The sequence below is a fragment of the Borreliella afzelii genome, from assembly GCF_014202295.1.
In the GTDB taxonomy this organism is placed as follows: domain Bacteria; phylum Spirochaetota; class Spirochaetia; order Borreliales; family Borreliaceae; genus Borreliella; species Borreliella afzelii.
Map to the genome: position 1 here is coordinate 1 of NZ_JACHGM010000015.1, position 5,236 is coordinate 5,236.

Annotated in this window: 8 protein-coding genes; all 8 read left to right on the forward strand. The window is 31.4% G+C overall.

Annotation, left to right across the window (positions count from 1 at the left end; all coding sequences use genetic code 11):
- On the forward strand, nucleotides 1-429 hold a 429-nt coding region (locus HNP63_RS06150; protein ID WP_183227574.1), incomplete at its 5' end, for a DUF787 family protein.
- A 13-nt stretch (nucleotides 430-442) separates the two neighbouring features.
- Nucleotides 443-871 (forward strand): DUF1463 family protein, encoded by a 429-nt coding sequence (locus HNP63_RS06155; protein ID WP_183227576.1) that lies wholly within the window; start codon nucleotides 443-445, stop codon nucleotides 869-871.
- 15 nt (nucleotides 872-886) lie between these two features.
- Entirely contained in the window at nucleotides 887-1,333 is a 447-nt protein-coding gene (locus HNP63_RS06160; RefSeq protein ID WP_183227578.1) for a DUF1473 family protein, read from the forward strand.
- Nucleotides 1,330-1,566: a DUF1322 family protein gene (locus HNP63_RS06165; protein WP_073999424.1), complete on the forward strand. Its 237-nt coding sequence runs from the start codon at nucleotides 1,330-1,332 to the stop codon at nucleotides 1,564-1,566. Before HNP63_RS06160 ends, HNP63_RS06165 begins: the two co-directional genes overlap by 4 nt.
- Nucleotides 1,567-1,573: 7 nt before the next feature.
- Nucleotides 1,574-2,923, forward strand: coding sequence for a DUF759 family protein (locus HNP63_RS06170; RefSeq protein WP_183227580.1), 1,350 nt, complete (start codon nucleotides 1,574-1,576; stop codon nucleotides 2,921-2,923).
- A 15-nt stretch (nucleotides 2,924-2,938) separates the two neighbouring features.
- Nucleotides 2,939-3,610 carry a DUF792 family protein gene (locus HNP63_RS06175; protein ID WP_073999426.1) on the forward strand — a complete coding sequence of 224 codons (672 nt, stop codon included), beginning with the start codon at nucleotides 2,939-2,941 and terminating at the stop codon, nucleotides 3,608-3,610.
- A gap of 3 nt (nucleotides 3,611-3,613) precedes the next feature.
- A complete protein-coding gene (locus HNP63_RS06180) occupies nucleotides 3,614-4,543 on the forward strand; it encodes a DUF693 family protein (RefSeq protein WP_183227582.1) in 930 nt (309 codons plus the stop codon).
- Nucleotides 4,544-4,567: 24 nt separating this feature from the next.
- Nucleotides 4,568-5,125 (forward strand): DUF777 family protein, encoded by a 558-nt coding sequence (locus HNP63_RS06185; protein ID WP_183227584.1) that lies wholly within the window; start codon nucleotides 4,568-4,570, stop codon nucleotides 5,123-5,125.
- Nucleotides 5,126-5,236: the final 111 nt, after the last annotated feature.

The window sequence follows — 5,236 nt, forward strand, 5'->3', positions numbered from 1 at the left end:
AAAATCAACTTTTATTCACTTCTTAATGAAACTGGTCTTGATGGTATATCTGCTTTTAAAGAGGGTGTTGATCTTTCTGGTAAAGCAATAGATGAACTTTTTACTTATCATTACATAAAAAACGAGGCGATTGTTGAGCTTATTCGAATTTGGAATAAAAACAATAGACAAAACAGCAAATTATCTGCACTGCAACTTAGTGGTGCTAGGGATAATGCATATACTTCAGCAATTGAGTGTCTACTGAAAAGGTTTATTGATAGGGGACTACTTGTAAAATATAAAGACTTAAAGCTCACTCTATCGGGCACTAAACAGCTTAAATTAGAACTTAGTGTGAATATTACTTACAACTTTAGTATTAATGATGTTGCTTTAGTAATTACTACTCAAGATATAGTTGATTATCAAAATAGTTTAAACGTATAAGGAGTTAAAAATTATGCAATTTTATGATTTAAGGGAAGTTTACTTTTCAATTGGTGGTATACAACTACACAGTGGTAAACTAGAGCTTACAAGCGAACCTACAACAAGAGCAGTTGTTAGTACTGAAGATAAAGGATTCCCTGTAATAAGCTTAAGGGACCCTAAAACTATAACTTATATTTTCAATATTGAAGTTACCCTAGGTAGTCATGACTATATTGCGTTAACTGAAATTGCAGACGATCAGTTTTATAACATGGATGTTAGCAAATATGATAAGATGCTTGCTTTAGCATTCAATGATAGAATTGCTACCAAAATTATTTCTAACTATGCAATTTTCACTGAAGAACCCTCAAGAAGTTATTCAGCAGAAGCTGAAAAAGTGACTTTTGAGATTAGAGCTATTAATTGCCAAAAAACACACCCAAATAAAAGCTAAAAGGAGAGCCTTATTATGGTAATGAGATATAAAATGAAAATTTTAACCAAAAATAAAACCTATGAATACCCACTTAGAGTATTACCAGTCTATGAATGGGATAGAGTACTAGGATTTAATCAAAGTGATGCTATTTATAAGCTTAATGAAGTTAAATACTTAAGAGAAATTACAAGCTTAATGATAAGTCCAAAGTTTTTAGACGAATTTTATGTAATTCTAGATGCAAATAGAGAATTTATCTCTTATTATAAGGACTATCTTGTTGCTATTATTTACACCGCGCAATTCAATACTTTTCATGCAGATAATGATCTAAAAAAACCCGCTTTAGTATATTTGAGTGAATATGAAAATAATGTTGGTGATTTTGTTACTTTTGACTACATCGATGATAATTTTGATTATGCAAAAGTAACTGCTTCACTTACATCAAATTCTAATGAACTGGTTGTTAAATGAGGAAAATAAACAAAGAGATTGACAAAGCCATTGCAAATCTTAATGAGATCAGAAAAAAGTATTTTAAATTAATTGATGAGATAAAAAACGATAAATACTATTTTCCGGTGATTATGAATATTTGCTCATACGATGATGTTAAGAAATTGCCTTATGATGAGCTTTTAGAAGTTAACCGTATTGCTGATCTTAAATTAGAAAAAGAATTGTATGAATTAATTTTAGGTAAATGAGGGCTTAATGAGCGACAAATTCACCATTAAATTTAGGGGTGTTCTTGATCATGCAGCAACAAAAAAGGCTATTGAGCAAGATATTACCAAAATGGAAAAATATCTTAAACCTAAAAAATCTAGTTTGGGTAGTACTAAAGATATTGTAAAAAGTAATTTGTCGTATAAGAAAAAAGAACTAAACAAACAATCTAAATTTGAAAGCTTAAGAGAACGTGTTGAGAAATACAGACTTACACAAACTAAAAAGCTTATGAAACAAGGCATGGGTTTTGAAAAAGCTAGAAAAGAGGCTTTTAAAAGATCTTTAATGTCGGATAGAGATAAAAGGCGCCTTGAGTATAAAGAACTTGCAAAAGAATCAAAAGCAAGAAATAAAATGATAGCGGCCTCTCAAGGAAAAGGACTTGTTGCCAAAATTGCAATAGGTAGTGCTCTAGGAACTGTTATTGGCAACGCTATGAGTAAAGTTGGAGGCGGACTTGTTGGTTTTTTATATGGTTTTATGAAAAAATCAATTGAAGATAAAGCAAAACAAGACAAATTAAAACAACTCAATAGCGTGGTTTTTAAGAAAAATGAACGCACTAAAATTTGGGGCGCTCTTGAGGGGATGAAAGGATTTGAGCGCGAATTAGAAAAAGAAGACTTGTTGCGAACAGCAAGTGTACTTAGAGGCGATCTCAGAGAATTGGGACTTGCTAATGAAGATAATGTAGTAAATGCAGCAAAACTTTCAGCTTTACTAAGAAGCACTGGGCTTGCTAGTGATAATGAAAGCGCTGTTAATGTTGTTAGCCAATTACTTAAAGGAAACGCAACAGAAGCTTTTGATATGTTAAAACCGATAGACGACTTTGGGAAAAAATATCTAGAAGCTATGAAAGACAAGTGGGAACTCATGACTAAAGAAGGGGGCAAGCTAAAATTAAGACCAGAGAAGATTTTAGAATTAATAAGAGACATATCATCTTTAAAGATTACGGGACATTCTAGTGAAGTTAATAAAGCTAAAAGTGATTTAGCTAATATAGAGCAAACTCTTCAAGACTTAACCAATAATGTTTTGCGACCAATAATCAGCACTGTTTCCACGGGTATTAATTTTGTTAAAAACATTTTTAGCGGCGGCTTTACAATAAGCGGATTCATAAGCAAAATAGGTACTTCAATGACAGATGCTATTAAGAGTGCTTTTTCGGGCTTTACGATACAGGGTATTATTGATAAAGTACGCGCATTTTTACCCAAGTGGATGGGTGGTACAGGAAACGTTACGGAAAACGTACCTATTAAAGATACAACACCCAAAGCTGATTCTACCCCTAATTCTGATGATACAAATAAGGTAAAGTGATAAAAAGGTAATTTTATGGATATTAACATTGAAAAAAATAAAACAATATCGCCTGCAGAAAAAAAGGATTCTACGGACATTAAAAATAAAAATAATGACAATTGCGAAAATAAAAAAGAAGGGGAAATGTCTTGTGCGGAGATTATTCAAATAATAAGAGATGTAATAACCCAAATATTTGCCCTTTATGGAGCAGAAAACTTTTTAGTGTTATTCCCACGACTAGATTTAAAAGGTTTTGGATATGTGCCACAATTGTTTTTTATAAAATCAAAAACTGAACTTATATCACGGACTTACAATACTAGTTGTTCTAAACGACCAGTTATCAACTATTATGATAGAAAAGCGGAATATGTAAGCTACAACCCCGTAATGACTGGAGAACACATTTCATTAAGCGGTGGAGTATTGACTTCTTTGTACAAAGAAATGCTTTCGCCACTCAAAATGACTGTTTTTGGCAATTCTTTACTCCGTTTTGACGCCCACCTTGTAAAAGAACAACTGGCTAATAGACTACAAGCTCAAGTTCCTTTTACTATCTACAGTCCAACTTTTGGCATAAAAGAATTAGCTATAATTACAAATCTTACGTTTAAGGACACTCCCTTCATTGATGAAGTTGAAGTGAGTCTTTCAATAGAAGTAATAAAAACATTTGCACCAGAAAAATATAAAGGATAATCAATGTTTTTAAGTTATGACTTTAAAATCGAATTTTACAACGAAAAACAATCTTCAAAAAAGGATACAAGTGGTGGGGATTCTTTAATTGAAGAAACTCCTAAAATTGTTATCACTACACAATGTGGAATTCATGTTGATATTACTATATCAAATGTATTTTCAAATTATAATTTTGTAAAATCAAAACAAGCAAAAATTGTACTTTGGAATTTGCCTTTAGACTTCAACGACCACATTAAAGTAGGGGATATAGTAAAGATATATTATAAGAAATTTGCCCATGAGAAAAAATTTGATTTCATCATGGCTGGTTATTTGGGCACTCCCATGAGCACTGATTATCCCGGTGGAGATTTTAGTGTCGAGCTTGATGTTCGTTTAGCAGTTAGTAGTAACTTCTTCAATAGAAAGTTAGAGAACAAAAGTTTAAAAGGCATGACGGTTGAAGATGCAATAAAATCGGTCTTTCCAGATCGTAATATCACTAATATGGATGAAAAAGATCGACTTCAAATCATTGACAAAAATATTTATGCCTCAACACCAAAAGAGTTTATTGAAAAAATAAAAGGGGTATACATTCATGATGTAATAGCTGATTATGGCAATAACAACTCTGATGTTGAATGTACTTACATATTTACTAATGATAGAACAACTGAACCAGATAAAAAATACAAGGCTTTAGAAGATTATGGACTTGAGTTTATTCCACAACAAGAAATTACTATCGAGGGTGAATACAATATAAGGCGTATATATTGGAATGCCCAAATATTTTACACACATAAAATAAAAATTGGCGATAAAGTTTCATTTATTGATGGGCTAGGAAAAATGATAAAAACTACCATAAAAGAAACAAGCGCAAGACTTAGCAATACGGGAGATTGTTCATTAATACTTAAGTTAAAGGATGATTCTAATTAAATGTAGAAAGTAAAGGGGTTTAGAATGACCAAAGACTATAAAATTTACAGAATGAACCAGCGCCTTTATGGCCATGCATTAGCACAAGAGGACATGAAAAATTGGGTTTATTCAAACATTTTCATAACTCGAATTGGCACTGTAAAGGAGTTTAAGCAGCAAACACAAGAGGCTATAGTTATAATACCAGAATTTGAAGACTTGGAAATTCCCACAAAAAATATATCTAATATCAGTTTTGAACTATCAAAAGGCGATACTGTTTTACTACTTCAATCAAGTATTAATATTTTTGATAAAAATGATGATATTTATTTTGACAAACATCATTTTTATATACTTAGCGCAATTAGTCCAAAAACTTTAGATTTAATTTCTGATACTGTTAAGATAAAAGCAAATAATACAATTGAAATAGCCAATCAAACAACTAGCTTGAAAGAAATTCTAGCTAGTATTATAAGTGCTATTGAGGGTATAACCGTCTTAACACCAATTAATAACCCTCCAGTAATTGACTATATAAGCTTAAGAGCAGCAACCTCTAGAATTTCTGCTAATATCAACAGTTTGTTTAAGTAATTTTTGCTAAATATGATATAATTACTAGTATGGATTTAAGAATTGGAAATAATTTTGAATTGGTATTTAATAAAGATTTTTCGCTTGTTGATGGGATTAACGAGCAAAAAC